Origin of the sequence: Hyphomonas oceanitis SCH89 (genome assembly GCF_000685295.1) — a bacterium.
GTDB lineage: Bacteria > Pseudomonadota > Alphaproteobacteria > Caulobacterales > Hyphomonadaceae > Hyphomonas > Hyphomonas oceanitis.
In genome coordinates, this window is sequence record NZ_ARYL01000014.1 from 36,198 (window position 1) to 62,653 (window position 26,456).

Here is a 26,456-nt window from a genome sequence, read left to right on the forward strand (position 1 = left end):
GCCGCCATGGCCAGCGAAAACCCCTTCGACCACAATGATATCGACGATGTCATCCATGGCCGCCTCAGGCTTGGCATCATGGCCTATCTCACCTCCGTCAGTCCTGCCATCTTCGGTGAGCTGAAGGACAAGGTCGGCGCCACCGACGGCAATCTCTCCACCCATCTGCGCAAGCTGGAAGAGGCGGGCTATGTCCGCATAGAGAAGCGCTTCGTCGGCAAGCGGCCCCAGACGCGCGTGTTCCTCACTGAAGAAGGCCGTGCAGGCTGGGTGGCCTGGCTGGACCGAATGCAGGCCCTCATGCGAGCCGCCGAATAGGTTTCAGGGGCTGATCAGCCTCACTTGCTGGCCGGGCCGCAAGGGCCGCGCATCGGCGACGACCTGCCAGCCCATATGCTCATAGGCTTTGCGCGCACCTGTATTCTGCGCATCCACGTCCAGCGTCAGCGGTTTTCCCGCCTCGCTCTGCGCCACATCCAGAAGGCCGCGTCCCACACCGCAAAGCCGCCAGTCGTCATGCACGAAGAGGTGGTCCACATACCCGGTCGAGACATTGAGTGTCAGGAATCCGATAATACCTGCCGAGCGCTCTTCCGCCACCAGCACGCGGGCATTCGCAAAGGCGTTCTGCAGGACCGGCAGGTAGGCCTGCCATTCGCCCCGCCATGGAAACGCGCGCAGGCAATCACGAAAGATACGCAGGCACGCGATCCGGTCGTTCCGTGTGAACGGCCTGATGCTCCATCCGGCTCCGGCATGTATGTACATGCGGGGCAGGGTAAGCGGGCGTCGATAGATCGTCCAGCCGCAAGCGCCTGCTTTAATCAGTCAGCGGTGCACGGGGTAAGCTGCAGGCCGCCGCTGCCGTTTATGGCTTGCATCAGACCCATCGACACGAAATTCGTGAAATAGGTTTCAGTGATCGCCGCCTTGGCTTCTTCTGTCGCTGCCGCTTTTTCGGATGCAGGCAGACTGTCAATCAGGGCAACCTGCGCCGCATAGAGGTCGGTCACGTCCCCGGCGCCGATCCGCGCATCTTCTTCGCTCCACTCTCCACCATCCTGAGCCAGGACAAAGTAGCGCTCATCGCCTGTCAAATCCATCGTGTTGAGGTACAGGAGGATCCAGCCGACCCGCTCAGGTTTTCCGAGCCTGAATTTCTCGACGAAAGCGACTGTATCCGTCGAACTGCCGAAAGTATCTTCCCGCGTGACGGAGTGAATTTTCGCGTCGCCATATTTCAGGGCCAGCGTGTCGAGTGTGCAGGTCTCGTCACCGATCACCCGGAACTGCGTGACGTCGCCGATGGCCGCCGCCGCTGCCTGCTTTTCCTTGATCTTCTCGGCGGCCACCGCCTTGCCGAAGGCTTCGGTCACTTCGATCATGACCTTCACGGTTGGCGCACTACCTTCCAGTTCGGCAGGCACGGGCCGGCAGCGGTCGACATTTGACGCCCGCTCCCGGCAGGCCAGCCCCTGGGTCTTGTCGGCCAGTGTCTCAAGCGGGTTTGCGGCTTCGTAATAGCCGTAGCCCTTGAATTCCTTGATATGCGCGATCTCCTTGTCGAGCGCCGCGCGTTCCTCGGGCGTATAGTGAAACACCTCGCCCCAGCGCAGGCTTCCCAGCACATCGACATGCGCAATCATGCGCCAGTACTGGTCCATCACAAACATGGTGATCTGGTGCTGTTGCGGCAGATCCGATCCGTCAGCCTGCTTGCAGGCCATCTCGGTGACACTGGCCGTCGCTTGCGCCACTGCGGTGTCTACCTGTCCGCGAACGTCCGGTGGCACCATGGCCTTCAGGTCTGCTGCCTTCATGGCCAGCATGGATTCCGATGCCAAAACATTGATCGGATATGTCCAGTTGCACTTCTTCGCCGCGGCCGTGATCTGCGCCACGTTCGACAGTTCTGCGAGGATCGCATTGGGATTGGGCGCCGCAGGTGCGGGCGCGCGCGGGTCCGCCCCCTGCGCCAAGGCAGGCATTCCCAGCAGGGCAAGGCACAGGGCCGCCCCCGTCAATTTCATGCACCGGATCATTGAGACGTCCCCCTGAACTCACTCAGGGTTTAGTCTATTCCTGCTTTTGGCCTGCGCGCAAACACCCCCAGGGGGGATGCCTGCCTACATTTGCATCGTCCAGCCTTCGACGCCCATGGCTGCCTGACGAACAGCTTCCGACAGGGTCGGGTGGGCGTGAGAGGTGCGGGCGACGTCTTCCGAAGCCGCACCGAATTCCATGGCGACGCAGATTTCCGCAATCATCTCGCCAACACCGACGCCGATCATGTGGGCGCCGAGAATCTTGTCCGTGCCTTTTTCCGCGAGGATTTTCACGAAGCCGACGGTCTCGTGGTTCGTGCGTGCGCGGGAGTTGGCCATGAAGGGGAACTTGCCCTTCACATACTCGACGCCAGCGGCCTTCAGCTCTTCCTCGTTCTTGCCGACCCAGGCGATTTCCGGGTTCGTGTAAACGACGCTCGGCACGAGATTATAGTCGACATGGCCCGCCTTGCCGGCGATCAGCTCGGCGACAGCCGCGCCGTCATCCTCTGCCTTGTGCGCCAGCATGGGTCCCGGGATGCAGTCACCGACAGCCCAGACGCCGTCTGCCACCTTGAAATGGCCGTCGACGGGCTGGATCACGCCGCGCTTGTCCGGTGTCACGCCAATGTTTTCGAGGCCGAGGCCCTCGGTATAGGCTTTGCGGCCGACCGCGAGGATCACCACATCGGCGTCCAGCGTTTCCGAATCGCCGCCCTTGGCGGGTTCCATTGTGAGTTTCAGTTTGCTCTTCAGCTTTTCAACGCCCGTCACTTTCATGCCGAGGCGGAAATCGAGGCCCTGTTTCTTGAAGACTTTCTGCGCTTCCTTGGCTACTTCAGCGTCAGCTGGCGGCAGGATACGGTCGAGATATTCCACAACTGTCACTTCCGAGCCAAGGCGGGCCCAGACAGAGCCCATCTCAAGGCCGATCACGCCAGCGCCGATCAGGATCAGGCGTTTCGGCACGGAGGTCAGCGACAGGGCGCCCGTATTCGTCACAACGCGCTCTTCGTCGACTTCGATGCCCGGCAGGCCGGTTGGCTCGGATCCCGTCGCGATCACGATATTCTTCGCGTCCAGCGTCTGGGTCTTGCCGTCGAGGCCGGTGACTTCGACCTTGCCCTTGCCGGTGATCTTTCCGAAGCCCTTGATATAGTCGACCTTGTTTTTCTTCAGCAGGAACTCGACACCCTTGGTCAGGCCGTCAACGGCCTCTTCCTTCTGGCTCATCATCTGGGCCAGATCGAGTTCAAGCTTGCCGACCTTGATGCCCATGCCGGCAAAGTCGTTCTGGGCCGACGCATACATCTGCGACGCATGGAGCAGCGCCTTGGACGGAATGCAGCCGACATTGAGGCATGTGCCGCCAAGTTTGCCGCGCGATTCGATACAAGCGGTCTTCAGACCAAGCTGTCCGGCACGGATGGCGCAATTGTAGCCGCCGGGTCCGCCGCCGATAATGACGACATCATAGGTCTCTGACATGGGAATTCTGCCTTGCTGAAAGGGCCTCTAGGGCGAGAGCCTGCAACCTAGGCATTTTGGCTCTGAAATCAATGCGACCTCTGACGCTAGGTCAGGCTTTTCGTCGCTTGATCACACAAAGGGCAGCCGTGAGAGCAATCAGGACGACCGAGACCACGGCCTCGTCGGCCCACAGGCGCGACGCGGTGCCTGTGGCCGCCATCATGATGGGCAACAAGGCGAAAAGCACCGTGCCAATTGCGGCAAGCCAGGCACCGCCGGGGCGCTGGGCAACAGCGACAAGTGCACCGAGCAAAACCAAGCAGGCTGCGACGATACGGACCAGGCTGGTTGGCGGCTGCAGCAGGGCATCGCTGAGCGGGCTGCCACGGCTTGTGATCATCATCACGGCGGAAAGGCCCTGCCACAGCAGCCAGCCAGAGAGGAAAGCCAGAGCGACCCCGACCAGGATTCGAATATTCATTGCAGTGCCCTCCCAAGCTCCCGGAACAAGCTATGGCGAAGCCGCTCGGCTCGCAATCAGAAACAGGTTCACCCTAGAACAGGCGGATGGTGATCGGCCGGTTCTGCTTGGCATGCATGCGTCGACCATGGGCGGCAAAGCTGGCGCGCTGGCGGGCGATGGCGGCGGGAACGAAGGTCGGCTTGGGAGCCGCCGGGCGTTTGCGAACGGGCTCTGCCTGCGGCTCCGGTGCCGGGGCAACGGCCACGGGTTGCGCGGCGGGGGCAGGGGCCGGCTCGGCCAGCGGCACCCGAACGGGCTTGCGCTTGCGCAATTCATAGACAGCGCTCAGCAGCAGCAGCGCGCCAATCCCTGCACCTGCCACGGCGCCTTCGGCAGGCGTCGGGTCGTTCCACCAGCCATCCGAAAACCGGACGAGATAGACGGTCGGGAAACCCGCCGCGAGGCCCATGATATACCAGAGCACACCGCCCGGGCGTCGCCCGGCAATCATCGCGGCAGAGGCATAGAAGCAGAGCGCGGCGAGCAAATAGGGCGCGCCATAGGCAATTCCGAGCGCGCGCCAGTCGACGGCTTCCAGCCCTGCGGCCACATCGTCATGCACGATCCAGCTGACCATCATCATGATCGAGGGCCAGCGCACAGCTGTCAGCGCGCCGAACGCGAAGGCGATGGCATAGACAGCTATCAACGAGGCGATGAGCTTGCGGAGCATCCCCAATCGCTAACACGCGCACGGTATATGCCCGCTGAACACGATGTTGCAAATTTGATCGATTTCGCCCGTTTCGGCCCTAAAGCTTGATGATCAGCGCGGGCACCGCCATCACCGCTGCCTGCAGCAATGCAGTCATGAACAGGCCGTCGCGGGTCGAACGCAGCTGCCAGGCAAGGAATGTCAGCGAATAGATGAAATAAGGCCAGGCAAAGATCAGTCCGGTCTGGGGTCCGGCCAGAAGCGCGAACACGAACGTGAAGCAAAGCGCCGACCAGCCCGCCGCGTGCCAATAAGTCGGGGTCGCCCGCCGCGTCATCGACAGGATGAACCAGAGCGCCAGCGTGGAGACGACAGGCCAGATAACGAGCAGGCCGAACAGCGGCGGCTCGCCCTGTTCATCTGATTGCGCTGAGGGTGCGTTTGGAAACAGAATGGCCACCAGCGTCAGCATCACCACGCTACCGACGATGACGGCCCCCAGCGCCTGCGCCAGATAGACGACGCGCGACTTGTCGGTCTGCGTCATGAAATTCAGGTATTTCAGCGGTCCCGGTCCCACAAAGCCCCCCCTTTGCCTGTGTGCTCCGTCAAGGAACACACAGGTCTATAAGGGAAGAGGCGCGGCCTCGCTACAAATGGGTTCAGGCCATTTCGGTCGCTGGCCAGACCGTCCGGGCGAAAAAGGTCGCCTTCATCCGGTCCATATAGGCAACCAGGTTCGTATGGCCGCGCACAAGGTCGGTCAGCGGCGTGTCAAAGAACTCGGTCGCGCAATTGATCAGCACGCTCACCACGCTGGCATCTGCGGCCTTTGGCTTGTCACCGAAAAGGTAGGGCTTGGCGCCGAGCTGAATGGCGACCGCCTGAAGGTCCCATTCGGCAAGCTGCAGTCGCTCTGCCTCGGTATGGCGTCCTATGCCGGTCGCATAATGCGTTGCCGCCATGCCTTCGCGCAGCCCGGCCACCATGTCCGACAAAGCCGGTTCCGGCATGCCGTCAAAGAAGTGGATAGGTCCCTTGTAGAAATTCTCGTCCTTCAGCCAGCGTTCCGTCCGCATCACTGCCGCGAGATTGTCTTCCACCATCCGCTCCAGCGCCCAGCCAGCCGCGCGCTGCTCGTCGGTCAATCCCGCATCAAGCGACTTGTGCAGCTTTTTCTCGAAATGCGCCCGGATGAAATTGCTGTCCTGAACCAGTACGTCGCCATCCATCACATAGGGCGCCTTGTGCTTGGACACGGCCTCGAGGTCGGCAATGGCGCGATCAAATTCCACGCCCAGCATTTGCAGCTGGATGTCGGTCTTCATCACAAAGGGGCTGGGCGAGGGGCAATCGAACATTGGGCCCCATCCGTAAAGTGTGATCATTGTCAGTCTCCGTCTCAAGGTTGCGATAGGGGCTTGATACGGCAAGGCTGCTGACAGCATGGTGTCAGCAGCGTGGCAGTAGGACAAGAAAATGAGACGCACCGAACGCCTGTTCCAGATCATCCAGGTCCTGCGCCGCCATCGCGCGCCGGTCACAGGGCAAGTGCTGGCGGAAGAGCTGGAAGTCTCCCTGCGCACGCTCTATCGCGACATGGCCGAACTGATCGCCCAGCGCGTACCCATCCGCGGCGAGGCCGGCACCGGCTATGTGCTGGAAGATGGGTATGACATGCCGCCGCTCATGCTCACAGCCGACGAACTGGAAGCCGCCGTGCTTGGTGCGCAATGGGTCGCGGCGCGTGGCGACGCGGCCCTCGCCCGGGGCGCGCGCGACCTCATCGCCAAGCTCACGGTCGCCGTGCCGCGCGAATTGCAACCGGTCATTGTCGATTCCGGCCTCACGCCTGTCAGCTTCAAGGAGCGCCCGAAGGACAGTTTCGACGTCGCGCTTGTGCGCCAGTCAATCCGTGGTCAGACAAAGCTCGCGCTCGACTATGCCGACGAGACGGGCAATGTCACACGCCGCGTGGTGTGGCCTTTCCTGCTCGCCTATTGGGACGATGTCCGACTGATCGGTGCCTGGTGCGAACTGCGACAGGACTTCCGCCATTTCCGCACGGACAGGGTGCGCAAGGCCGAAACGCTCGGCCGCTTCCCGGAACGCATCACCACCCTGCGCCGCAAATGGGAAGCCCAGCGCCGACCTCCCAAGACCTAGTCGAAGAGGCCCGGCAAGGTCGGCGCCGCGCCGTCTGCATCGGCCTGTTCCAGTTGCAGCATCTTGCGTTTCGTCGCCCGCCCGCCATAGGCCGAGAAGCCGCCAATCTTGCCCGATGCCGCGAGCACCCTGTGGCACGGCACCACCAGCGGCCACGGGTTCTTGCCCATCGCCGCGCCAATCGCCCGCGCCGCATGTGGATCGCCAATCTGCCGCGCCAGCGCGCCATAGCTCGTCGTCTGCCCCCAGCCCACATCCCGCAGCACGGTATAGACTTTCGCGCTGAACGCATTCACGCGGCTCATGTCGAGATCTATGTCGGTGAAGGCCACGGGCTCGCCCTTGAAATAGGCATGCATCCGGTCCTCGCAGTCAGACACATTGTCCGGCAGCTTGTCAGACCAGGCCGCGCGCGTGATGCGCCCCAGCCGCATTTCTGTCGCCGCCTCGCTCGCTTCCGGCAGCTGCACCTGGATCAGGCCCGCAGAAGTCCATGCCAGGCCGCACGGTCCAATGGCCGTATCGAACAGGTGGAAATGGGCTTCTGCCCGGTCAGGATCATTGCCCTGCGTCATGCCTTCAGGATCACTCCGAATGGATCAGGCATCAAGGGCATTTGCCGAAAGAATGCGTTTGGCGCCGATCACTTTCGGCTGCTAGGGAGAAGGCGATCAAAAAAATCGAGAGGAAACAGGTATGGGCAGAGTTCAGGGAAAAATGGCATTCATCACCGGCGGCGCGCAGGGCCTCGGCGAAGCCATCGGCAAGATGCTGGCCAAGGAGGGCGCCAAGGTCACGTTGACCGATGTGAACGGCGCGGGCGCCGAAAAAGTCGCCGCCGAAATCAACGCCGCCCATGGCGAGGGCACCGCCTTCGCATTCCAGCATGACGTCACCGATGAAGCCCGCTGGCAGGAAGTCCTGAACGCCGCCCATGAGGCAATGGGTGGCATAAACATTCTCGTCAACAATGCCGGCATCGGCTCGCTCGGCTCGGTCGAGGACGAAAACTATGACACGTTCAAAAAGGTCCAGACGGTCGACGTCGACTCCATCTTCCTCGGCTGCAAATATGCGATCCCGCTGATGCGCGCCCACGGCCTCGGCTCGATCATCAACATCTCGTCCATCGCCGGCATCATCGCCAGCGCGAACTATGTCTCCTACAACACGGCCAAGGCCGCCGTGCGCCACATCTCCAAGTCCATCGCGCTGCATTGCGCCAAGGGCGGCCAGATCCGCTGCAACTCGGTCCACCCGGTCTTCATCAACACGCCGATCCTCGATCGCACCAAGGAAATGTTCGGCGAAGAAGAAGCCCTCGCCAAGCTCGGCCGCCAGATCCCCCTCGGCAAGGTCGGTGAGCCGGACGATATCGCCTACGCCGTGCTCTATCTCGCCTCCGACGAATCCAAACTGGTCACCGGCATCGAACTGAAAGTCGATGGCGGCATTTCCGCGATGTAGGCGGGCTTGATGGGGATGAGAATAGAACCCGTCACGGATTTCGGAGTATTCGATAAGCCGCTCCGGAATATCCGGGCAAGTCTCGACGGCGAGGCCGTGACACTGGATCTGATTCCGGAAACGACGCGATTGGTATCACGTGCTTCGTGGTCAGATATGACTGATGTGGAACAGAGGATCGTCTTTGGGGATAAAGACGTTGCCCGAGAGATTGTCGAATCTGACAAATGCCTGCGAGTGAATTTCGATCCGGTATGGGGCTGGGTGACCTACAGAGAAGTCAGCGACGGCAGCTTTCCGACAATTGATATGACGGATTGGCCACGCCTCGCTGATACGCGTTTCTATTACCCGTTTGGACGCATCATACATTCGCCCTGGCTTGCGACTGTACCGGACTACCAATGGCCTACGGCCGGCAATTTTGTACATTTCAGGATACTCAGTGCGACGACATGCATGGATATCATCTCGAACGAACCAGAAGGTGGGTGGCGCGATAATCTCAAGCGCTCTTGAAATGTTGAGAATCCCAAAATTGGCCAGCCAGCAGCGTAGGATTACTATTAACCGGCTCGTGACCGCGTCGGCGTAAGTCACTGCTCTTGTCAGCCTCTATTTGTTCATGTTATGTTCTTTTTCTCAACTGGGGGAAAGATGATGATTGGATATGTAACTTTCGGCACGTCAGACCTTGCCCGCGCGGCTGCATTCTATGATGCGATCGCCAAGGAAATGGGCACGGGCCGCATGATGGAAACCGACACATATATTGCATGGGGTACGCCGGGCGGCGGCGCAGGCATTGCCGCCACGCTGCCGTTTGACGGCAAGCCGGCGACGGTCGGGAATGGCACGATGGTAGCGCTTGAGGCGAAGGACAAGGAACAGGTCCACCGGCTCTACAAGATCGCGATCACACAGGGCGGCACCGATGAAGGCCCTCCCGGCCCGCGCGGTGAGGGCGGTTTCTATGCCGCCTATTTCCGCGATCCGGACGGTAACAAGCTGAACGCCTTCATCATGGGGTGAGCGTCTTCTTGGACGTCACCAGGAACGCGTAGATACACAGCACCGCCATAACGCCCGCTGACGCATAAAGCGTCAGCGGTGCGGCGATGGAATAGAGGCCTGCGCCGATCAGCGGTCCGAACACAAACCCGGCCGGCGGGGCTGCAGCCAGCAGCGCCGCCGCCGAACCCTGCTCATGCCGCTCCACCGACAGGCTGCCCAGCGCATTGGCGGATGGCACAGCCAGCGCGCCGCCCACACCGGCGATCAGGAAGCTGACGCACATGGCCCAGAAAGGGTGGAACGTGTCGGCGCAGATATAGCCGAGCGCGACCAGTCCGAGGCCTATGGGCAGGATCTTCCGCGGGTCGGGCCGGCGCGGCACGATATAGCCGAACTGCACGATGATCATCGCCACCGCGAGGCAGGAGAAGATGATCCCGGTATAGCGCACGGCAATCTCGCCGGCAGTATGCGCTGCCGTATCGACGAAATGGTAGCGGTCCTCGATGAACCAGCCAATCGTCTGCTGGATCATGCCGATGGCCATGAAATAGATGAACAGGAAAACAAGGTGCGGCAGCACGCGCTTGTCATTGAACGCCAGCGGTGTCGGGCGTTTGGACTCGCGCGGCGTGTTGCGCGTCCTCGGCAGCACGAAAGCGAGGATGATGCCGACGGCGATATTGAGGATGATCGTGCCCCAGAGCGGCACCAGTGCTCCGAAGGGCGCAAGCACGGCCGCGCCCGCCGGGCCAAGGATCGAGCCGACGCTCATTGATGCCCCCAGCATGCCAAGGCCCCCGGCGCGGGTCAGCGTGGTTGTCGCGTCCGTCATCGCCGCCATCGAGGCTGGCTGCAGGCCGGGCGCCAGCAGGCCAAACCAGAGCCGCGTAAACGCTAGCAGGAAAAACGCCGCGAGCCCCGTCACCACGCCGGCCAGCGCGGCGCTCAGTGCAAACAGGAAGGCCATGTTCAAGAGGCCCATCGCGACCAGCGAGAATACCATGACGCGCTTGCGCCCGATCCGGTCGGCCAGCCGTCCCCAGACCGGGATCATGAAGGCATAGAGGGCTGAGGAGAAGGTCAGGATGCCCGCCACTTCGATCGGGGCCAGCCCGGCTTTTCGCGCGAGCGGAGCCACAACCACGAAGTTGATTGTCATCCCGGCGCCCATGGCGACCATGGCGAGGGCAATCATGCCCTGCTGCAGGCGGGTCAACGGGCGAAGGGGCGTTTCTGTGTCTGTCATCCCCGATTCCCCTTCATTGGATCACTCAGAGCTAGTCTGGCTCACGTTCCGGGCCAACCGTGTCGCAGGGTAAACCGGCAGTGGTGACCTTGCACTCACTCACCAACACACCCTAAGTGACACTTATAAGCCACCCTGTTTCCGGAGAGATTACAATGCGCGCGATCCTGGATGTTGTCCTGTTCCTCCTGAACATCGCCACATGGATCATTATCGTGCAGGCCGTCATGTCCTGGCTCGTGGCTTTCAACGTCCTCTCCATCCGCAACCCCACCGTGCGCAGCATCTGGGGCGGGCTGGAGCGCATTACCGAGCCGGTCTATGCGCCGATCCGCCGGATCATTCCGCCCCTCGGCGGTTTGGACCTCACGCCCATGGCCGTGCTTCTGATCATCTTCTTCCTGCAGCGCCTGATCGTCCGCTACGGCTACACGATCGCGCCTTTCTAGCCCGATGCACCGGCTCACCGTTCGCGTGCAGCCAAACGCCTCTGCCGACCGGATCGAAGGCCCCGAGACCGACGCGGCGGGCCGCACCTACCTCAAAGTCCGCGTCCGCGCCGTTCCGGAAGACGGCAAGGCCAATGCGGCGGTCGAAAAACTGCTCGCAAAGCATCTCGGCCTGCCAAAGTCTGCCGTCAGGGTGGTGACGGGCGCCAAGAACCGGCTAAAAGGCCTCGATATAGACGGGCCGCCGGATCTGGCGGCTGTTCTGGCAGGGATGATGCAGGAATGAGTGCTCAGCGGATTGATGGAACAGGTGTCGCCGCCCAAGTGCGCGCCAAAGTGGCCAAAGCCGTCAAGGCGCTGCCGGGCCAGCCTGCGCTCGCGGTTGTCCTCGTCGGGGAAGACCCCGCCAGCCAGGTCTATGTCCGCTCCAAGGTCCGCCTCACCGAAGAAGCCGGGATGGTCTCCGTCCATCACCAGCTTCCCGCCACGGCCACGCAGGCCGAAGTCGAAGACCTGATCGCCCGCCTCAATGCCGACGACACAATCGACGGCATCCTGCTCCAGCTGCCTTTGCCCAAGGGCCTCGACGAGCACAGCGCCATTGAATGCATCGACCCCGACAAGGATGTCGACGGCCTTACCGAAGTCTCCGCCGGCCGCCTCACGCTCGGCAAGCCCGGCCTGCGCCCCTGCACGCCGAATGGTTGCGTCATCCTCGCGAAAAGCGCCCTCGGCGCTGATCTCTCCGGCCGCCACGTCGTCGTCATCGGCCGCTCCATTCTTGTCGGCAAGCCCGCCGCGCTGCTCTTCCTCGCCGAGAACTGCACGGTCACCATCGCCCACAGCCGCACGGCAGACCTGCCGGCCGTCTGCCGCACGGCCGACATCCTCGTGCCCGCCGTCGGTCGTCCCAACATGGTCAAGGGCGACTGGGTCAAGCCCGGCGCCACGCTCATTGATGTCGGCATCAACCGCATTCCCGCGTCTGAAAAGGGCGAGGGCAAGACGCGCCTTGTCGGCGATGCAGACTTTGCCGATTGCGAACCCGTGGCCGGCCACATCACGCCCGTCCCCGGCGGCGTTGGCCCCATGACCATCGCCTGCCTGCTGCGCAATACGGTGCTGGCCGCCTGCACCCGGCGCGGCTGGAGCGTGCCGGAGAGTCTGTGAGCCAGGAGTTCGCGCCCCCCGCAACCAAGATGTTCCAGCGCCTCTGGCAGGCGCAGGGCGGCAAGTGCGCGCTCTGCGGCAAGCCCATGCCGTCCACGCGCTTTGCCGTTGGTCACGCCACGGTCTGGAAGAAACAGCGCCCCACGTTCGACCACATCCACGCCCTCGCGCGCGGCGGCCCGGATGACGAGTCAAACCTCCAGCTTGCCCATGCCGTCTGTAACAAGCGCAAGGGTAAAGGTTAAGCCTCGGCGGCCTTGGCCGCGCCATTGCGCTCCATCAGGTAACGCGGGCCCGGCCCAAGGCGCGCTGCCCGGTCTTCCGGATTGTACAGCGCGCAATTCGACAGCGACAGGCACCCGCACCCGATGCACACGTCCAGCCGGTCGCGCATCAGTTCCAGCCGCTCGATCTGAGCATCCAGTCGCTCCCGGAACTGCGCGCTGATCTTCGACCAGTCCGCCTTGGTCGGCGTGCGCTCCTGCGGCAGGCCCGACAGCAGTTCGCCAATCTCGGCCACGGTGAAGCCCAGCTGCTGCGCAATCATCACGAAGGACAGCCGCCGCACGTCAGAGCGCAGGAACCGCCGCTGCCCGCCCGCATTTCGCATCGCCCGTATCAGGCCCTTGTCCTCGTAGAAGCGGATCGCCGACACCGCCACGCCTGTGCGCGCCGCCAATTGCCCAATCGGAATGAGATCAGTTGTTTTCATGGCACGAGGAAATAGCAAAGAAATATCTTGACCTCAAGTAAGGTTGAGGAATTATCAAAGACGTCCAATCACGGAAAAAGGGGCCTGAAAGCCCGCACGAAAGGACGTCTCCCATGCCCACCGCAACCCTCGAACATGTCAACATCACCGTCAGCGACATTGACCGCACAACCCGCATGCTGGAGCGCATCTTCGGATGGCACCTGCGCTGGAAAGGCGCGTCCATCAACAATGGACAGACCGCGCATGTGGGTACGGACACGGCCTATATCGCGCTCTATTCCCCCGGCGAGACGGATGCGCCCAACCAGATCACCTACAATACGCAAGGCGGTCTCAACCATGTCGGGGTCATCGTCGATGATCTCGCCGCCGCCGAACGCCGCATCCTCGACGCCGGCTTCGTCACGCACTCCCACCAGACGTACAATCCCGGCAGCCGCTTCTATTTCCACGACTATGACAATGTCGAATACGAAGTGCTTTCCTACGCCTGAACGGAAAAGGCCCGGTCTCTCTCGGGAGGCCGGGCCTTTGTTCAGATCACTGTCATGGCAGCGTGGATCAGGACGGGCTTTGGTCCGGGCCGTCCGCGATATCCTCGATCACCTCATCGGTTTTGTCGGCCACGTCATTGGCCACGCGAGCCGTATCTTCAGGCAAGGTTTGAAGCGTGGCATCCATCTTCCGGCCTGCGCCTTCGAAAGAGCCTTCCTGAATATAGAAAATGCCAAGCGATACGATGAACACGATGCAGATCACTGCCAGTATCGTGGAAAGAATGTCTCTGCGCATGATGCAGCCCCTTTTAGCCTTTGGAATTAACCATACGCAGGCGGCATGTTTCGGTTCCCTGACGCGTTGAGGGCAGGCCTCGCACCAAAAGGATGCATACGCCTCGTCTGCAACGGCCCAAGTCCGAATCCTGTTGAACAGGCTGCGTATCAGGGGGATGGCTAATGTCTTTCCGCCATCCCGCCGACATCTCACCGGAGCCGCCGCCATGTCCCAGACTTTCCTGTCCCGCCTTGCCCGCACCAGCCTCTGCGGTGTGCTCGCCCTTGCGCCACTCGCCGCGCCCGCCAGTGCCGCGCCAATCAATGACAAGTTCAAATCCAATGTTGCCAGCTTTGTCTCCGAGCACATTGATGACTGGGTGGCCGTCTACAAGGATTTCCATGCGCACCCGGAACTCGGCCTGGAGGAGACGCGCTCGGCCGGTATCATCGCTGCCGAGTTGCGCACGCTCGGCTTCGAGGTCACCGAAGGCATCGGCCAGACAGGACTTGTCGGCATCCTGCGCAATGGCAAGGGTCCGCTCGTCATGGTGCGCGCCGACATGGACGCCCTGCCGCTACAGGAAAAGACCGGCCTCGATTATGCCAGCACGGTGCAGACCGATTGGCGCGGCGAGAACACATACGTCATGCACGCCTGTGGCCATGATGCCCACATGGCTATCTTCCTCGCCACGGCGCAGACGCTCGTCGACATGAAGAAAGACTGGAAAGGCACGCTCATGTTCGTCGCCCAGCCTGCGGAAGAGGGCGGCGCCAGCAAAATGATGGCGGACGATATCTTTGGTAAGTTTGGCGTGCCTGATTACGGCTTTGCCCTCCATGTCGGTCCGTCTGCCTATGACACGGTGCAGATCGTGAAGGGCCAGATGAACTCCTTTGCCGGCGGGTTCGACATCGTGTTCAATGGCATCGGCGGTCATGGCTCCCGCCCCAGCACGACCATCGACCCGATCATGATGGCCTCGAAATTCGTCGTCGACCTGCAAAGCGTGGTCAGCCGTGAAAAGCCGGAACAGGAATTCGGCGTCATCAGCGTCGGCGCCATCCAGGCCGGCTCGGCGGGCAATATCATTCCGGACACGGCCCGCGTGCGCGGCACGGTGCGCTGGTACAAGCCGGCCGTTGGCGAGAAGCTGCTGGCAGGCGTCAAGCGCACAGCCGAGGCCATCGTGGCCATGGCCGGCGCGCCAGACGCAGAAATCAGCGTGCGCAGCGGCGGCACGGCCGTTTTCAATGATCCGGATCTCTCGGAGAAAACCCTCACGGCAATGAGCAAAGTGCTGCCAGCCGACAAGGTCTATTTTGCTGCGCCCACCACGGGCAGCGAAGACTATGGCGAATTCCTCAAGGCCTTCAGCAACTCGGTCTACTTCCGCGTCGGCGTCTATGATCCGGCCTTGTTTGACGAGACAGGTGCCCCGCTCGACGTGCTGAAAGTACCGGGCAACCATTCGCCCTTCTTTGCGCCTGTCCCGGCGCCAACCATCGAGACCGGCGTCACCGCGATGACAACCGCCGTCGTCAATGTGATGGCGAAATAGGCGTCGGCATTACGCCCACATAGCGGGCCCGGGGCCGGATCAGCGATCCGGTCTCGATCTGCTCCATCGCATGGCCGAGCCAGCCAATGCAGCGGCCAATGGCAAAGATGCCGAATGCCGTCTCCGCCGGAAAGCCGAAGTGCTGCGCCATCGCGCCAATGGCAAAGTCTACATTGGGATGCTCGCCGGTTTCCCGCATCACGGCAGCCTGCACGGCACTGATCAGCGGCGGCACGTCGAAATGCGACAGCAACTCAGCCGCCCGTGGGTCGCCATCCGGATAGAGCGGATGCCCGAAGCCGGGCAGGGCGCGCCCCTCGTCCAGCCGCGCCCGAACGGCCGCTTCGGCGTCCACCTGTTCCGCCTCGCTCAGGAAGGCCAGCACGCCCGCCACCGCTCCCCCGTGCAGCGGCCCCGATAGGGTCGACAGCCCCGCCAGCGCACAGGCCGACAGCGACGCCCCCGTGGAGGCCGCCACCCGCGCCGAGAAGGTCGAGGCATTCAGCTCATGATCCAGCAGCAGGACCAGCGCCCGGCGCACCATGTCGGTGCCCTTGGGCTCGAGGCCCCAGGCTGCGCCGAGCCGCTCATGGATCGCGCCATTGCCTCGCCGCTCTGTGGCGGCATCGACCAGCGTTTCCAGCACGGTGGCGGCGTCAGCCGTCAGAACGGTCCGGGAACGGCCCCGCGCGTGCGCGTCATGGCCCGCCCGCGCCCCTAGAGCGGTGAACAAACGGACCTTGAATGGTCCGGGAATACCCACCGGATGGTCCCGCCGCGGGGCATAAGGGGCCGCCCAGAAGTGCGTTGCCGCCTCTTCAAGCGTTGCTGTGCGCGACAACGTGATGGCGTCCACGCCCCGATAACAGAGCCGTCCGTCAACGATTACCGTCAGTTTCGACGTCAGAACAGGCTCGCCCCAGGCAATCGACGCCTCGGCAATATCCGCCGCCCGTATCGGCCCGGAGCGGCGCGACGCCAGCCGCGCCACATCCTCGGCACTGTAGAGCGAACGGCGGGAATCGTCCGGGTCAGGCCGCGCTTCCAACCGCCCCCGACTGACATAGGCATAGAGCGTTTGCGGCCGCACGCCGAGCAGGCGGATCGCCTCCTCCGAACTGATCCACGCCATGTCTGCTCCATACATTGATTATATTGATCAAGATTGACGATACAGCATTTCACGCCGATCTCCACGCTGAAAATCAAAAGGAGAACCACAAAATGAGCCAAGGCCTGGATGACGTCATTGCCGCCGAAACGCGCCTCTCTTCCGTAGATGGTGCGCAGGGAATCCTTGTTATAAAAGGCTTTTCACTAGACCAGATTGCGGGCCGGATGGGCTTTGAAGAGGTCGCGCACCTTCTGTTGGAAGGCCTGCTGGATGATTTGCCGGATGCGAAAGCCTTTTCCGCTCGCCTCGGTGCCGCCCGCGACGCGGTCTACCCACTCGCCCAATACATTGACGATGCCCTGCTGGCCCTGCCGCCCATGGACGGCGTCCGCGCCCTGACGGCCCGTTTCGAAGACGGGGAAGACATTGCAACCTCCCTGCGCCTCCTTGCCGCCCCTGCCGTGCTGCTCCCCGCCTTCCTGCGCCGCCGCCGAGGGCTCGCCCCTCTCGCACCAAACGCAAAGGCGGGCCATGCTGCCGACATGCTCCACATGCTGACCGGCGACATCCCGGCGCCGGACGTGGCAGCTGCCCTCGACACCTACCTCGTCACCGTCGCGGACCACGGCCTCAACGCATCCACCTTCGCGGCCCGCGTTGTCGCCTCCACCTGGTCAGGCCTGACATCATCGGTTCTCGCAGGCCTCGCAGCCCTCAAAGGCCCGCTCCATGGCGGCGCACCCGGCCCGATCATCGCCATGCTGGACGGCATCGGAAAGCCCGAGAATGCCGAAAGCTGGATCGAAGACGCACTGGATCGCGGCGACCGCCTGATGGGCTTCGGCCACCGCATCTACAAGGTCCGCGACCCGCGTGCGGACGCGCTGAAAGCTGCGGTGAAACGCATGTCCGCCGACTCCAGCGCGCTACCGGGGCGCCTTAAACTGGCCGAAGCCGTCGAGCGTGCTGCGCTGAAAGTCCTGCACCAGCGCAAACCAGACAGGCCCCTCGATGTGAATGTGGAATTCTATACCGCGCTCCTGCTCGAAGCGCTGGGCTTTCCGCCAGATGCGTTCACGGCCGTCTTTGCCACAGGCCGCACAGCTGGATGGCTCGCACATGCGCGCGAGCAGCGTCTCACTGGGCGTCTTATCCGCCCGCAATCAGTCTATGTGGGACCGGAGCCCGCCGAACTGGTCTGACGGATCAGGCCTGCTGCGGCGTCAGTGCGCCGTGGCAATGCTTGTACTTCTTGCCGGAACCGCACGGACAGGCCGAATTGCGCGGCGTGTTCGTCCAGTCATCCTCGGCCTGGTGAAGCGCCGGGCCGGGGCCTGTATTGCCCGCTGGTTCCTCGGGCGCCATCTCGTTGACACCGGTATCGGGGTCAAGGTGCAGCTCGCGCATCGGCGGAGGTGGAGGCGGTGGGGCAGGGCGGCGCTGTTCCGGCGGCTGGACGCGGATATGCATCAGCGAACGGGTAACCGTCGCGCGCAGTTCGTTCAGCAGGTTGTAGAAAAGGTTGAAGGCCTCTTCCTTGAATTCGTTCAGCGGGTCGCGCTGGCCGTAGGAACGCAGGTGGATCACCGAGCGCAGCTGGTCGATCTGCTGCAGGTGTTCCCGCCAGCGCAGGTCCAGAACCTGCAGCAGGACCTGTTTCTCGATCCGGTGCATCTGGGCGTCGCCGACCTGACGCCCAAGGTTCTCGTAAGCCTCGGATACGTGCTTGCGAATGCGTTCGGCGATTTCCTGGTTGGCAACGCCTTCTTCAGCGGCCCATTCAGCCACGGGCAGGTCGAGCGCGAGATCGGTCTGCAGCGCTTCCTTGAGGCCAGTAATGTCCCACTGCTCGGCATAGGCCTTTTCAGGCATCGTGCGCAGCACGAGCGCATCGATCACGTGGTCGCGCATTTCGGCAATCGTGTCTGACACGTCGTCGTCGCGCATGAATTCCATGCGCTGCTCGAAGATGGCCTTGCGCTGGTCATTGATGACGTCGTCATATTTGAGGACGTTCTTGCGGATCTCGAAGTTGCGTTCCTCGATCTTGCGCTGTGAGGTCTCCATCGCCTTGTTCATCCAGGGATGGGTGATGCCCTCGTCTTCCTTGATGCCGAGACGGCGCATCACGGCGTCCATACGTTCGGCGGCAAAGATCCGCATCAGGTCGTCTTCGATGGAAATGTAGAATTTCGAGCGGCCCGGGTCGCCCTGACGGCCCGTTCGGCCGCGCAGCTGGTTATCGATGCGGCGGCTTTCGTGGCGCTCGGTGCCGAGGACGTAGAGCCCGCCCGCGTCGAGCGCGCGCTTCTTCTTCACCTCGATATCAGCCTTGATCTGCGAGGTCAGTACGGAGAGTTCACTCTCGGTCAGCTCGCGGCCAAGCTCTTGCTCTTTCGCGGCTTTCTCATGCTCGACACGCATGTCGAAATTGCCGCCGAGCTGAATGTCGGTACCGCGGCCAGCCATGTTCGTGGCAACCGTGATTGCGCCCGGCACACCGGCATTGGCGACGATGAAGGCTTCCTGCTCGTGGTGGCGCGCGTTCAGAACCTTGTGCGGGATCTTCGCTGCGGTCAGCAGGCTGGAGAGGATTTCGGATTTCTCGATTGAGGCTGTGCCAAGCAGGATGGGCTGGCCCTTGGCCTGGCATTCCTTCACTTCCTTGACGATCTCGGCATATTTCGCCTTGGCCGTCCGGTAGACGACGTCATCATCGTCAATCCGCTGGATTTCCTTATTGGTCGGCAGGTCGATAACTTCCAGCTTGTAGATGTCGTGGAATTCGGAGGCCTCGGTCAGCGCCGTACCGGTCATGCCGGCCAGCTTCTTGTAGAGGCGGAAATAGTTCTGGAACGTGATTGAGGCGAGCGTCTGGTTCTCGGGCTTGATGTCGACGCGTTCCTTGGCCTCGATGGCCTGGTGCAGGCCTTCCGACAGGCGGCGGCCTTCCATCATGCGGCCGGTAAACTCGTCGACCAGCATGACCTGGTCATCCTTGACCAGATAGTCCTTGTCTTTCTGGTAGAGCTTATGCGCGCGCAGGGCCTGGTTGGCATGGTGCACGAAGGAAATGTTCGACGGTTCCCACATCGAGCCTTCCAGCAGGCCCGCTTCGGTCAGCCATCGCTCGATCTTCTCGGTACCGAACTCGGTATAGGTGACAGAGCGCTGCTTCTCGTCGAGTTCGAAATCTTCCGGCTCAAGACGCGGCATCAGATTGTCGAGCGCAATATAGAGTTCCGATCGGTCATCCGTCGGACCGGAAATGATCAGCGGCGTACGCGCCTCATCAATCAGGATCGAGTCGACTTCATCGACGATGGCAAAGTGGTGTCCGCGCTGGGCCATCTGGTCCAGCGAGTATTTCATGTTGTCGCGCAGATAGTCGAAGCCAAACTCGTTATTCGTGCCGTAGGTGATGTCGCACGCGTAGGCGGCCTTGCGCTCTTCATCCGTCACGCCGTGCACGATGATACCGGTCGTCAGGCCGAGGAAGCCGTAAATGCCGCTCATCCATTCGGCGTCGCGCCTGGCGAGATAGTCGTTCACGGTGATGACGTGGACGCCCTTGCCTTCAAGCGCGTTCAGGTAAACGGCCAGCGTTGCCACCAGCGTCTTGCCTTCACCGGTGCGCATCTCGGCAATGGCGCCGGAATGCAGGATCATGCCGCCCATCATCTGCACATCGAAGTGGCGCATGCCAAGCGCGCGGCGCGAGGCCTCGCGGACAACGGCAAAGGCTTCTTCCAGAAGGCTGTCGAGGGTTGCGCCATCGGCCAGTCGTTTGCGGAATTCCACGGTCTTGGCGCGCAGGGCCTGGTCGGAGAGCGCCTCCATCATCGGCTCAAGGGCATTGATCCGGTTGACGCGGGCGCGCATGGGTTTCAGCTTGCGGTCATTGGCGGAACCGAAAATCTTGCGGGCTACGGAAAGCATATCAGGCGGCACCAATCGATCTGGGCAAACTAAACTCTTAGTCCTGACAGTATCATATGGCAGGACCGTTTTGCGGGTTCTTCCGCAGCGCTTACACTGGACGAGAACTCTCGACCAGAGTGAGGGTCAGACTTAAGAACGCCGCAATGGGGTGTCAATGCGACCCTCTCAGCGATCACGGGAGATAACTGTGCTGTTTTTCAAGGCGAATAAGGCTGCATTCGGCCGACTGGCCTGCGGCGCGGCGCTACTTGTACTGTGCGCCTGCGGCAATGGCGACGAGGCAGAAATTCCGGTCCAGGTCGACGGCGCTGCCGCAGCGACGGTCAATGGCGACAAAATCTATGTCAGCGATGTCGAGCTTGAGGCGGTTGCGCGGGGGCTGGTTCCTGCCGGACAGCCGCTCGATCACAAGAGTACGGAATACAAGACCGTGCTCGACCAGCTGGTCGATCAGAAGCTGATGGCGCAGGAAGCCACGCGGCGCGGTATCGACAAGGAATCGGCAGCCAAGCGGCGCCTTCAGATGGCGCGTGAGCGCATTCTCGGCAATCTGCTCGTGGAAGACCTGGTCGCCCGTGAGGTGACCGAAGACCGTATCGACAAGATGTATGCCGAACAGGTCACGCTCCAGCAGTCCAACGACGAAGTCTCGATTGCCCATATCCTGTTCGATACAGAAGAGGAGGCCCAGGCCGTCTATGACGAGATAAAGGTCGGCGCGAGTTTCGAGAGCATGGCGCGGACCCATTCCAAGGATACCGCCACAAGGATGGAGAATGGCGATCTCGGCTATGTCTCGCCGAACGAGCAGCCAGATCCGTTCCCGGTCATGATCGCCGACACGCCCGAGGGTGAGATATCGAAGCCTTTCAAGGGCGCCGACGGCTGGCACATCCTGAAAGTGAAGGACAGGCGCACCCGCGCGCCCAAGACCCGCGAGGAAATGCGGCCCGAGATCGTCACCTTCCTCACCCTGAACGAGATCAGCAAGATCCTGCGCGAGTTGCGCACCCAGGCCACGGTTCAGGAAGGCGGCCCGGGTGTCGATAGCGCGCCGGCCGCCCCGATCTCGCTTGACAATGGGCTCATGCCTGATGAGGACGCTGCGCCTGAAGCCGATCAAGGAAGCGACCTGTGAACCTGAAGCCATCTCCCTTTGCCCCCGCCACGTTTCCGGTGTTGCCAACCGTCAAGGGCCTGCGCGCCACAGCGGGCTCGCGCGGCTTTTATGCGCGCCGGGGAATAGAGCGCGATGATGTCTTCCTGTTCGCGTTTGACGAAGGCACGACCTGCGCTGGCGTCTATACGGTCTCGAACACGGCCTCGGCTGACGTGCGCTGGTGCCGCGAGGCTTTGGCGACCGGCGGCGGCAAGGCCCGCGCGCTGGTGGCCAATTCGGGCAATTCCAATGCCTTTACCGGCCCCAAGGGCGTCGAGAAGAATGAAGCGACCCTGAAGGCGATGACCGGCACACTCGGCGTCGCCAGGGAGACATGCTTCCTCGCCGCGACCGGCGTGATTGGCGAGCCGCTGAAGGATCCGAACTTTGTCGGCGCCTTCGTGCCGGATCTCGCCGCCAAGCTCGGCCAGCCCGACTGGGAGGCCTGCGCCCGCGCCTTCATGACGACGGACACCTATCCCAAGGCATCGGGCCGCACGGTCGATCTGGCTGGCGTGCCCACGGCCTTCGCGGGCATCGCCAAGGGCTCCGGCATGATCATGCCCAACATGGCCACCATGCTCTCCTATGTCTTCACAGATGCTGCCGTCGCGCCTGAACTCTTGCAGGACCTGCTCAAGGACATCACCGACGTGACCTTCAACGCCATCACCGTCGATGGCGACACGTCGACCTCCGACACGCTGATGGTCTTCGCCACAGGCGGCACCGGCGCGCCGGTGATCGAGTCGCGTGACGATGAACGCTTCCGGGCGTTTGCCGATGCCCTGCATGCCACCTGCCTCGATCTTGCCCTGCAGGTCGTGAAGGACGGGGAAGGGGCCAGCAAGTTCGTCACCGTGAAGGTCGAAGGCGCCGACACAGAGCGTTCGGCCAAGAACGTGGCCTGTCAGATCGCCAACTCTCCCCTCATCAAGACGGCCATGGCAGCCGGCGATGCCAACTGGGGCCGTGTCGTCATGGCTGTCGGCAAGTCGCTCGAGCCGATCGTCATGGAAAAGCTGGCCATCTGGTTCGATGAGGTCCAGGTCGCCAAGGGCGGCGCCCGCGCTCCGGATTACGACGAGGCTGCCGCCAGCGCCGTGTTCGCAAAGCCCGAGTTCACGATCCGCGTTGACCTTGGCTATGGCGAAGGCGCGTCAACTGTCTGGACCTGCGACCTCACGCACGGCTATGTCGACATTAACGGCGCCTACCGGACATGACGCGTCCGCTTTTGCTGGTGGTCGCGGTCGCGCTCTACAATGCGAAAGGCGAAATCCTCCTCGCGCAGCGCCCTGAGGGCAAGTCCATGGCCGGCCTCTGGGAATTTCCCGGTGGCAAGGTCGAGCCGGGTGAGACACCAACCCGCGCCCTGGTGCGGGAGCTGCAGGAAGAGCTCTCTATAATGGTTGACGAGGCCGATCTGATACCGATCACATTTGCCAGTCACGATTATCCGAAATTTCACCTACTTATGCCACTCTTCCGCTGTCGGGCTTGGGCTGGCGACGTAATCCCTGCGGAAGGCCAGTCGGTCGCATGGGTCGCGCCATCATCCCTGCACGACTATCCGGCGCCTGCGGCAGATATCCCTCTGTTCGATGTGCTTTCGGGGAAGTGAACTCGGAGGGTTCAATGGGGCTGAAGACAACACTCCTGCGCTGGACCCATGATGAGCGGGGCGCCACGGCAATTGAATACGGCCTCATACTGGCGCTGATCTGCATTGCCATTATTGGTGGAGCAACGCTCATGGGCAACAGCACCGGCGACGCCATGCAGAATGCGGCTGACCAGTTCCCGAGCTGAAAGCCGTCAGTCGTCCTGGCTGCTTTCTCCCTGTCTGCGCACAGCGTCAGCAAGGCTCGCCTTTGCGCTTCCCGGCTTCAGCGGCTTTGGCTGGCTCGGTGCTGGCGCCCAGCCTGACAGGTAGACAATCTCGAACGTCGCGCGCACGCGCCCGTCCGGGTCACTGAAATTCTGCGCATAAAGCTCGGCCATCCGCATCAGCACACGCCGGGGCAGGGGCTGAGCCATCCCGCTGGCAAAAGCCGCCCGCTCGCCCATGCCTTTCAGGTCTGCCAGCAAGCCAAACACGGAATCATAGCGCACCACCACGCTTTCGCGGTCTACCACTGGCAGGGCAAACCCGGCCCGCTGCATCAGCGCGGCCATGTCGGCCAGCGCCGGAAGCGGCGACAGGCGGGGCGCAAGACCGCCCATGATCTCCGTTTCAGCCTCGATCAGGCACGCGCGCAGTTCTGCCAGCGTGCCCGCCCCGAACAGGGCGCCCAGGAACAGGCCATCCGGCTCCAGCACGCGGCGCACCTGTATCAGCGCGCCGGGCAGGTCGTTGACCCAATGCAGCGACAGGGCTGACACGACGAGATCGAAACGCGCTTCATCGAAGCCAAGCTTCTCTTCATCGGCAACGACCGCATCGAGACCGCGTTCACGCGCCCGCGCCACCATGGCGGGGGAGGGGTCTGTCAGCGTCATCGCAGCCACTTTTGCGCCGCCCTTCAGCTGCTCGCTGACGCCGCCGTCATGCCCGCCCAGCTCCAGTCCTGCCCGAAACGTACGGGCCGTATCGTTCAGCCGGTCGACAAGATCACTCGACACGCGGTCCTTCAGGAAGGAATACTCGTCGAAATGCGGTGCGGCCCGGTCACGGCGGCGCACCAGCAGGTCGCGGTCAAACAGGCGCGGCGGGGCTTTGGGAGCGGCAGGAGGGGTCATGCCAAGCGATATGGACCGGCGTCCGGCCCGCGCAAAGGGCTTTCTGCGCGCGGCGGCTGACTTCCTTTGGCCACCCCGTTCCCTCGTTTCCGGCCAGCGCGGCGTGGGCAAGGGTCCCCTCGCACCGGAGGAATTCGGCCAGATCCATTTCCTGACAGGGCCCGTCTGCGAAACATGCGGCAGCCCGTTCGACTTTGATCTCGGCCCCGGTGCTATCTGCGCCCCTTGCATCGCCCGTCCGCCGCGATGGGACCGCGCGCGCGCCGCCATGGTCTATGACGCGGCCTCGCGCCGCCCCGTGCTTGATCTGAAGCGCTCTGGCCGCCGCGACGGCCTGCAAACCCTCGCCGGATGGATGGTCCAGTCGGGCCGGGATCTCGTCGCAGAGGCCGACCTGATCGTGCCTGTGCCCTTGCACTTTGCCCGGCTCGCCCGGCGCGGCTTTAACCAGTCTGCCTGGCTCGGACAGGCCATTTGCCGCATGTCCGGCACGCCAATTATTGTTGATGCGATAAAGCGTACGCGCCGTACACCCAGTCAGGCGGGTCTCTCTGCCCGCCAGCGCCGCCGCAACATGGCCGGGGCATTTACCGTCAGAAAGCCCGCCATAGCGCGGATATCGGGCCGGCGGGTGCTGCTTGTCGACGATGTGTTAACCACCGGCGCCACACTCTCGGCTTGTACACGTGCCCTGAAACAGGCAGGCGCAGCCAATGTGGATGTGCTTGTGCTCGCGCGCGTTGTCCGGGAAACAGATGTCACCATATAAGCCAAAGAACTCACAGCTTTAAGGAGCCTGCCCGTAATGCCCAAGGTTACTATCTATACGCGCGCCTTCTGCCCGTATTGCAGCCGCGCCGTATCCTTGCTCAAGGAAAAGAAGATCGCCATGAAGGAAATCGACGCTGGCATGGATGCCGCGAAGAAAGCCGAAATGGTTGAGCGCTCCGGTGGTGCCCGCACGTTCCCGCAGATTTTCATCGGCGACAAGCATATCGGTGGCTGCGACGACATGATGGCACTCGAACGGGCCGGCAAGCTCGACGCAATGCTGGCGGCCTGATCAGGCATGATCCGTTACGCTCTCATCTGCGGTGATTGCGAACACGAATTCGAGGCATGGTTTGCCTCATCCGCCGCCTTTGACGCGCAGGCGAAGAAGCATCTTGTGATCTGCCCGGAATGTGCCGGGGCTCAGGTCACGAAACAGATCATGGCGCCGTCGGTGAAATCGCCCAAGAAGAGGGCGGCGCAGTCGGAGGCGGAAAAGCTGGCAGCCGAATTTGCCGCCAAGGCGCGCGATCATGTCGAGAAAAATTTCGACTATGTCGGCGACAGTTTCGCCGACGAGGCCCGCGCCATGTATTATGGCGAAACCGAAGACCGCCCGATATGGGGCGCCACCACGCCGGAGGAATCGGCTGCCCTGCTTGAGGAAGGCGTCCCGGCTGCGCCCCTGCCGCGCGCCTTCACGCCAAAACCTCCGAAACAGGCCCGTACCAAGGGCAAGCTGAACTGAACACGCACCCGCGCGCTTTGCCGCGCTTGACCCAAGCTGCGCCTTCGCTAATACGGCGTGCAGATACGAGTCACGGAGAGGCCTCATGGCGACCAGCGAATATCATCACGGCGATATGGACATCGAAGCACAGGAAGCCACTTGGCATGGCTTCATCGTGGGCAGCACCTGGGGCGGCCTGATCACTGTGCTCTCCGTTGGCTATGCAGTGCTTGCTGTTGCCATCGGCATGAACTGGATGATCTCGCTCGGTATCATGGCTGTTGTCGGTCTGGCCGCCGGCCTGTTCCTGAACCTTGGTGGCCGCTGGATGGCAACGCTTGTGCTGCTCATCATCCTGGCTCTTGTCGTTCAGGGCTTTATCGGTCTGTTCGGCCTGCTGCTCTAGGCAGCCTGCAATCTAACAAATCTTGAGACAGTCAGGGCACCGCACCATTGCGGGGTCTGCCTCCAGCATGGTGCGCGGGATGGAGCCGCCGCACTGAGTGCAGAGGCCAAATTGACCACCCTCCATCCGCGCCATCGCCGCTTCGATACGGCTTAGCAGACGGTTTCGCTCAAGCAGCGCGTTGCGCCGTGTGTTGGCCATGTCCTCGCGTGTCAGACGAAGGCAATCGGGCGCAACAGGGGAAATATCCCTTTTCATTCCAATATGCTGCGTCGGCTTTAAGGGCTTGGCAAGGCGTTTCGGGTGAAACTCTTTCGTCTGATAGGGGAAT

The 26,456-nt window shown here is 62.3% G+C and carries 35 protein-coding genes; 20 read left to right on the plus strand and 15 right to left on the minus strand.

Annotated features, from left to right (window positions below; all coding sequences use genetic code 11):
- Positions 1-6 precede the first annotated feature (6 nt).
- Positions 7-318, plus strand: coding sequence for a winged helix-turn-helix domain-containing protein (locus HOC_RS10405; protein ID WP_035538263.1), 312 nt, complete (start codon positions 7-9; stop codon positions 316-318).
- Between the two features lie 3 nt (positions 319-321).
- Here the strand turns inward: HOC_RS10405 and HOC_RS21210 are convergent, their stop codons facing one another.
- The 7 genes from HOC_RS21210 to HOC_RS10440 all read right to left on the minus strand — a co-directional run bounded on the left by HOC_RS21210 (position 322) and on the right by HOC_RS10440 (position 6,081).
- The gene (locus HOC_RS21210; protein ID WP_051624744.1) at positions 322-768 is read right to left on the minus strand and encodes a GNAT family N-acetyltransferase; all 447 of its coding nucleotides are present in this window, start codon (positions 766-768) and stop codon (positions 322-324) included.
- Between the two features lie 56 nt (positions 769-824).
- Positions 825-2,030, minus strand: coding sequence for a hypothetical protein (locus tag HOC_RS10415; protein WP_156950456.1), 1,206 nt, complete (start codon positions 2,028-2,030; stop codon positions 825-827).
- Between the two features lie 96 nt (positions 2,031-2,126).
- On the minus strand, positions 2,127-3,533 hold the full coding sequence (gene lpdA / locus HOC_RS10420) for a dihydrolipoyl dehydrogenase (RefSeq protein ID WP_035538267.1): 1,407 nt from the start codon (positions 3,531-3,533) through the stop codon (positions 2,127-2,129).
- A gap of 91 nt (positions 3,534-3,624) precedes the next feature.
- Positions 3,625-3,996 (minus strand): hypothetical protein, encoded by a 372-nt coding sequence (locus tag HOC_RS10425; RefSeq protein WP_035538270.1) that lies wholly within the window; start codon positions 3,994-3,996, stop codon positions 3,625-3,627.
- Positions 3,997-4,069: 73 nt separating this feature from the next.
- Entirely contained in the window at positions 4,070-4,711 is a 642-nt protein-coding gene (locus tag HOC_RS10430; RefSeq protein ID WP_035538274.1) for a hypothetical protein, read from the minus strand.
- Between the two features lie 79 nt (positions 4,712-4,790).
- Positions 4,791-5,273: a hypothetical protein gene (locus HOC_RS10435; protein WP_035538275.1), complete on the minus strand. Its 483-nt coding sequence runs from the start codon at positions 5,271-5,273 to the stop codon at positions 4,791-4,793.
- Between the two features lie 82 nt (positions 5,274-5,355).
- Positions 5,356-6,081: a glutathione S-transferase family protein gene (locus HOC_RS10440; RefSeq protein WP_051624746.1), complete on the minus strand. Its 726-nt coding sequence runs from the start codon at positions 6,079-6,081 to the stop codon at positions 5,356-5,358.
- A 91-nt stretch (positions 6,082-6,172) separates the two neighbouring features.
- Between HOC_RS10440 and HOC_RS10445 the strand changes: the two genes are divergently transcribed.
- A complete protein-coding gene (locus HOC_RS10445; protein ID WP_035538278.1) occupies positions 6,173-6,859 on the plus strand; it encodes a helix-turn-helix transcriptional regulator in 687 nt (228 codons plus the stop codon).
- On the opposite strand, the gene HOC_RS10450 is transcribed toward HOC_RS10445, so the two are convergent.
- A complete protein-coding gene (locus tag HOC_RS10450) occupies positions 6,856-7,434 on the minus strand; it encodes a methylated-DNA--[protein]-cysteine S-methyltransferase (RefSeq protein ID WP_051624747.1) in 579 nt (192 codons plus the stop codon). The two genes, HOC_RS10445 and HOC_RS10450, sit on opposite strands and share 4 nt — an antisense overlap.
- A gap of 121 nt (positions 7,435-7,555) precedes the next feature.
- On the opposite strand from HOC_RS10450, the gene HOC_RS10455 reads away from it, so the two are divergent.
- The 3 genes from HOC_RS10455 to HOC_RS10465 all read left to right on the plus strand — a co-directional run bounded on the left by HOC_RS10455 (position 7,556) and on the right by HOC_RS10465 (position 9,358).
- Positions 7,556-8,326, plus strand: a complete 771-nt coding sequence (locus tag HOC_RS10455) for an SDR family oxidoreductase (RefSeq protein WP_035538281.1) — start codon at positions 7,556-7,558, stop codon at positions 8,324-8,326.
- A 9-nt stretch (positions 8,327-8,335) separates the two neighbouring features.
- Complete coding sequence (locus HOC_RS10460) at positions 8,336-8,845, plus strand: hypothetical protein (protein WP_156950457.1); 510 nt, start codon at positions 8,336-8,338, stop codon at positions 8,843-8,845.
- Positions 8,846-8,986: 141 nt separating this feature from the next.
- Positions 8,987-9,358: a VOC family protein gene (locus HOC_RS10465; RefSeq protein WP_035538376.1), complete on the plus strand. Its 372-nt coding sequence runs from the start codon at positions 8,987-8,989 to the stop codon at positions 9,356-9,358.
- On the opposite strand, the gene HOC_RS10470 is transcribed toward HOC_RS10465, so the two are convergent.
- Positions 9,348-10,589, minus strand: a complete 1,242-nt coding sequence (locus tag HOC_RS10470) for an MFS transporter (protein WP_241766973.1) — start codon at positions 10,587-10,589, stop codon at positions 9,348-9,350. The two genes, HOC_RS10465 and HOC_RS10470, sit on opposite strands and share 11 nt — an antisense overlap.
- Positions 10,590-10,744: 155 nt before the next feature.
- Here HOC_RS10470 and HOC_RS10475 point away from each other — a divergent pair, with 155 nt between their 5' ends.
- From HOC_RS10475 to HOC_RS10490, 4 genes are read left to right on the plus strand one after another with little or no spacing between them, the layout of a single operon-like run.
- A complete protein-coding gene (locus HOC_RS10475; protein WP_035538284.1) occupies positions 10,745-11,038 on the plus strand; it encodes a YggT family protein in 294 nt (97 codons plus the stop codon).
- Between the two features lie 4 nt (positions 11,039-11,042).
- Positions 11,043-11,324, plus strand: a complete 282-nt coding sequence (locus HOC_RS10480) for a DUF167 family protein (protein WP_035538287.1) — start codon at positions 11,043-11,045, stop codon at positions 11,322-11,324.
- On the plus strand, positions 11,321-12,208 hold the full coding sequence (folD, locus tag HOC_RS10485; RefSeq protein ID WP_035538289.1) for a bifunctional methylenetetrahydrofolate dehydrogenase/methenyltetrahydrofolate cyclohydrolase FolD: 888 nt from the start codon (positions 11,321-11,323) through the stop codon (positions 12,206-12,208). The genes HOC_RS10480 and folD overlap by 4 nt, the downstream gene beginning before the upstream one ends.
- Positions 12,205-12,453, plus strand: a complete 249-nt coding sequence (locus HOC_RS10490) for an HNH endonuclease (RefSeq protein WP_035538291.1) — start codon at positions 12,205-12,207, stop codon at positions 12,451-12,453. Before folD ends, HOC_RS10490 begins: the two co-directional genes overlap by 4 nt.
- On the opposite strand, the gene soxR is transcribed toward HOC_RS10490, so the two are convergent.
- Complete coding sequence (soxR, locus tag HOC_RS10495) at positions 12,450-12,920, minus strand: redox-sensitive transcriptional activator SoxR (protein ID WP_035538293.1); 471 nt, start codon at positions 12,918-12,920, stop codon at positions 12,450-12,452. The two genes, HOC_RS10490 and soxR, sit on opposite strands and share 4 nt — an antisense overlap.
- Before the next feature lie 113 nt (positions 12,921-13,033).
- Between soxR and HOC_RS10500 the strand changes: the two genes are divergently transcribed.
- Positions 13,034-13,417 (plus strand): VOC family protein, encoded by a 384-nt coding sequence (locus HOC_RS10500; RefSeq protein ID WP_035538296.1) that lies wholly within the window; start codon positions 13,034-13,036, stop codon positions 13,415-13,417.
- Positions 13,418-13,484: 67 nt separating this feature from the next.
- On the opposite strand, the gene HOC_RS10505 is transcribed toward HOC_RS10500, so the two are convergent.
- Entirely contained in the window at positions 13,485-13,715 is a 231-nt protein-coding gene (locus tag HOC_RS10505) for a hypothetical protein (protein ID WP_035538299.1), read from the minus strand.
- Positions 13,716-13,923: 208 nt separating this feature from the next.
- Between HOC_RS10505 and HOC_RS10510 the strand changes: the two genes are divergently transcribed.
- Positions 13,924-15,261: an amidohydrolase gene (locus tag HOC_RS10510; RefSeq protein ID WP_051624749.1), complete on the plus strand. Its 1,338-nt coding sequence runs from the start codon at positions 13,924-13,926 to the stop codon at positions 15,259-15,261.
- On the opposite strand, the gene HOC_RS10515 is transcribed toward HOC_RS10510, so the two are convergent.
- Positions 15,242-16,393 carry a citrate synthase family protein gene (locus tag HOC_RS10515; RefSeq protein WP_035538381.1) on the minus strand — a complete coding sequence of 384 codons (1,152 nt, stop codon included), beginning with the start codon at positions 16,391-16,393 and terminating at the stop codon, positions 15,242-15,244. The two genes, HOC_RS10510 and HOC_RS10515, sit on opposite strands and share 20 nt — an antisense overlap.
- Positions 16,394-16,485: 92 nt before the next feature.
- Here HOC_RS10515 and HOC_RS10520 point away from each other — a divergent pair, with 92 nt between their 5' ends.
- Positions 16,486-17,577, plus strand: a complete 1,092-nt coding sequence (locus tag HOC_RS10520; protein WP_035538382.1) for a citrate synthase/methylcitrate synthase — start codon at positions 16,486-16,488, stop codon at positions 17,575-17,577.
- A gap of 4 nt (positions 17,578-17,581) precedes the next feature.
- On the opposite strand, the gene secA is transcribed toward HOC_RS10520, so the two are convergent.
- The gene (secA, locus tag HOC_RS10525) at positions 17,582-20,314 is read right to left on the minus strand and encodes a preprotein translocase subunit SecA (RefSeq protein WP_035538383.1); all 2,733 of its coding nucleotides are present in this window, start codon (positions 20,312-20,314) and stop codon (positions 17,582-17,584) included.
- A 190-nt stretch (positions 20,315-20,504) separates the two neighbouring features.
- Here secA and HOC_RS10530 point away from each other — a divergent pair, with 190 nt between their 5' ends.
- Genes HOC_RS10530 through HOC_RS21775 form a run of 4 tightly spaced genes read left to right on the plus strand, consistent with a single transcriptional unit; the run spans position 20,505 to position 23,288 of the window.
- Positions 20,505-21,455, plus strand: a complete 951-nt coding sequence (locus HOC_RS10530; protein WP_051624751.1) for a peptidylprolyl isomerase — start codon at positions 20,505-20,507, stop codon at positions 21,453-21,455.
- Positions 21,452-22,702, plus strand: coding sequence for a bifunctional glutamate N-acetyltransferase/amino-acid acetyltransferase ArgJ (argJ, locus tag HOC_RS10535; protein ID WP_035538301.1), 1,251 nt, complete (start codon positions 21,452-21,454; stop codon positions 22,700-22,702). Before HOC_RS10530 ends, argJ begins: the two co-directional genes overlap by 4 nt.
- A complete protein-coding gene (gene mutT, locus HOC_RS10540) occupies positions 22,699-23,100 on the plus strand; it encodes an 8-oxo-dGTP diphosphatase MutT (RefSeq protein ID WP_035538302.1) in 402 nt (133 codons plus the stop codon). Before argJ ends, mutT begins: the two co-directional genes overlap by 4 nt.
- A gap of 14 nt (positions 23,101-23,114) precedes the next feature.
- Positions 23,115-23,288, plus strand: coding sequence for a Flp family type IVb pilin (locus tag HOC_RS21775; RefSeq protein ID WP_084146255.1), 174 nt, complete (start codon positions 23,115-23,117; stop codon positions 23,286-23,288).
- A gap of 6 nt (positions 23,289-23,294) precedes the next feature.
- Here HOC_RS21775 and HOC_RS10545 read toward each other — a convergent pair whose 3' ends face one another.
- On the minus strand, positions 23,295-24,218 hold the full coding sequence (locus tag HOC_RS10545; RefSeq protein WP_035538303.1) for a methyltransferase domain-containing protein: 924 nt from the start codon (positions 24,216-24,218) through the stop codon (positions 23,295-23,297).
- On the opposite strand from HOC_RS10545, the gene HOC_RS10550 reads away from it, so the two are divergent.
- From HOC_RS10550 to HOC_RS10565, 4 genes are all read left to right on the plus strand, one after another.
- Entirely contained in the window at positions 24,217-24,987 is a 771-nt protein-coding gene (locus HOC_RS10550) for a ComF family protein (protein WP_035538304.1), read from the plus strand. The genes HOC_RS10545 and HOC_RS10550 overlap by 2 nt on opposite strands.
- 36 nt (positions 24,988-25,023) lie before the next feature.
- Positions 25,024-25,281: a glutaredoxin 3 gene (grxC, locus tag HOC_RS10555; protein ID WP_035538305.1), complete on the plus strand. Its 258-nt coding sequence runs from the start codon at positions 25,024-25,026 to the stop codon at positions 25,279-25,281.
- A gap of 6 nt (positions 25,282-25,287) precedes the next feature.
- Complete coding sequence (locus HOC_RS10560; protein ID WP_035538306.1) at positions 25,288-25,737, plus strand: DUF1178 family protein; 450 nt, start codon at positions 25,288-25,290, stop codon at positions 25,735-25,737.
- An 85-nt stretch (positions 25,738-25,822) separates the two neighbouring features.
- Positions 25,823-26,125 carry an aa3-type cytochrome c oxidase subunit IV gene (locus tag HOC_RS10565; protein ID WP_035538307.1) on the plus strand — a complete coding sequence of 101 codons (303 nt, stop codon included), beginning with the start codon at positions 25,823-25,825 and terminating at the stop codon, positions 26,123-26,125.
- Between the two features lie 12 nt (positions 26,126-26,137).
- Here HOC_RS10565 and HOC_RS22160 read toward each other — a convergent pair whose 3' ends face one another.
- Positions 26,138-26,383, minus strand: a complete 246-nt coding sequence (locus tag HOC_RS22160; protein ID WP_156950458.1) for a TraR/DksA family transcriptional regulator — start codon at positions 26,381-26,383, stop codon at positions 26,138-26,140.
- Positions 26,384-26,456: the final 73 nt, after the last annotated feature.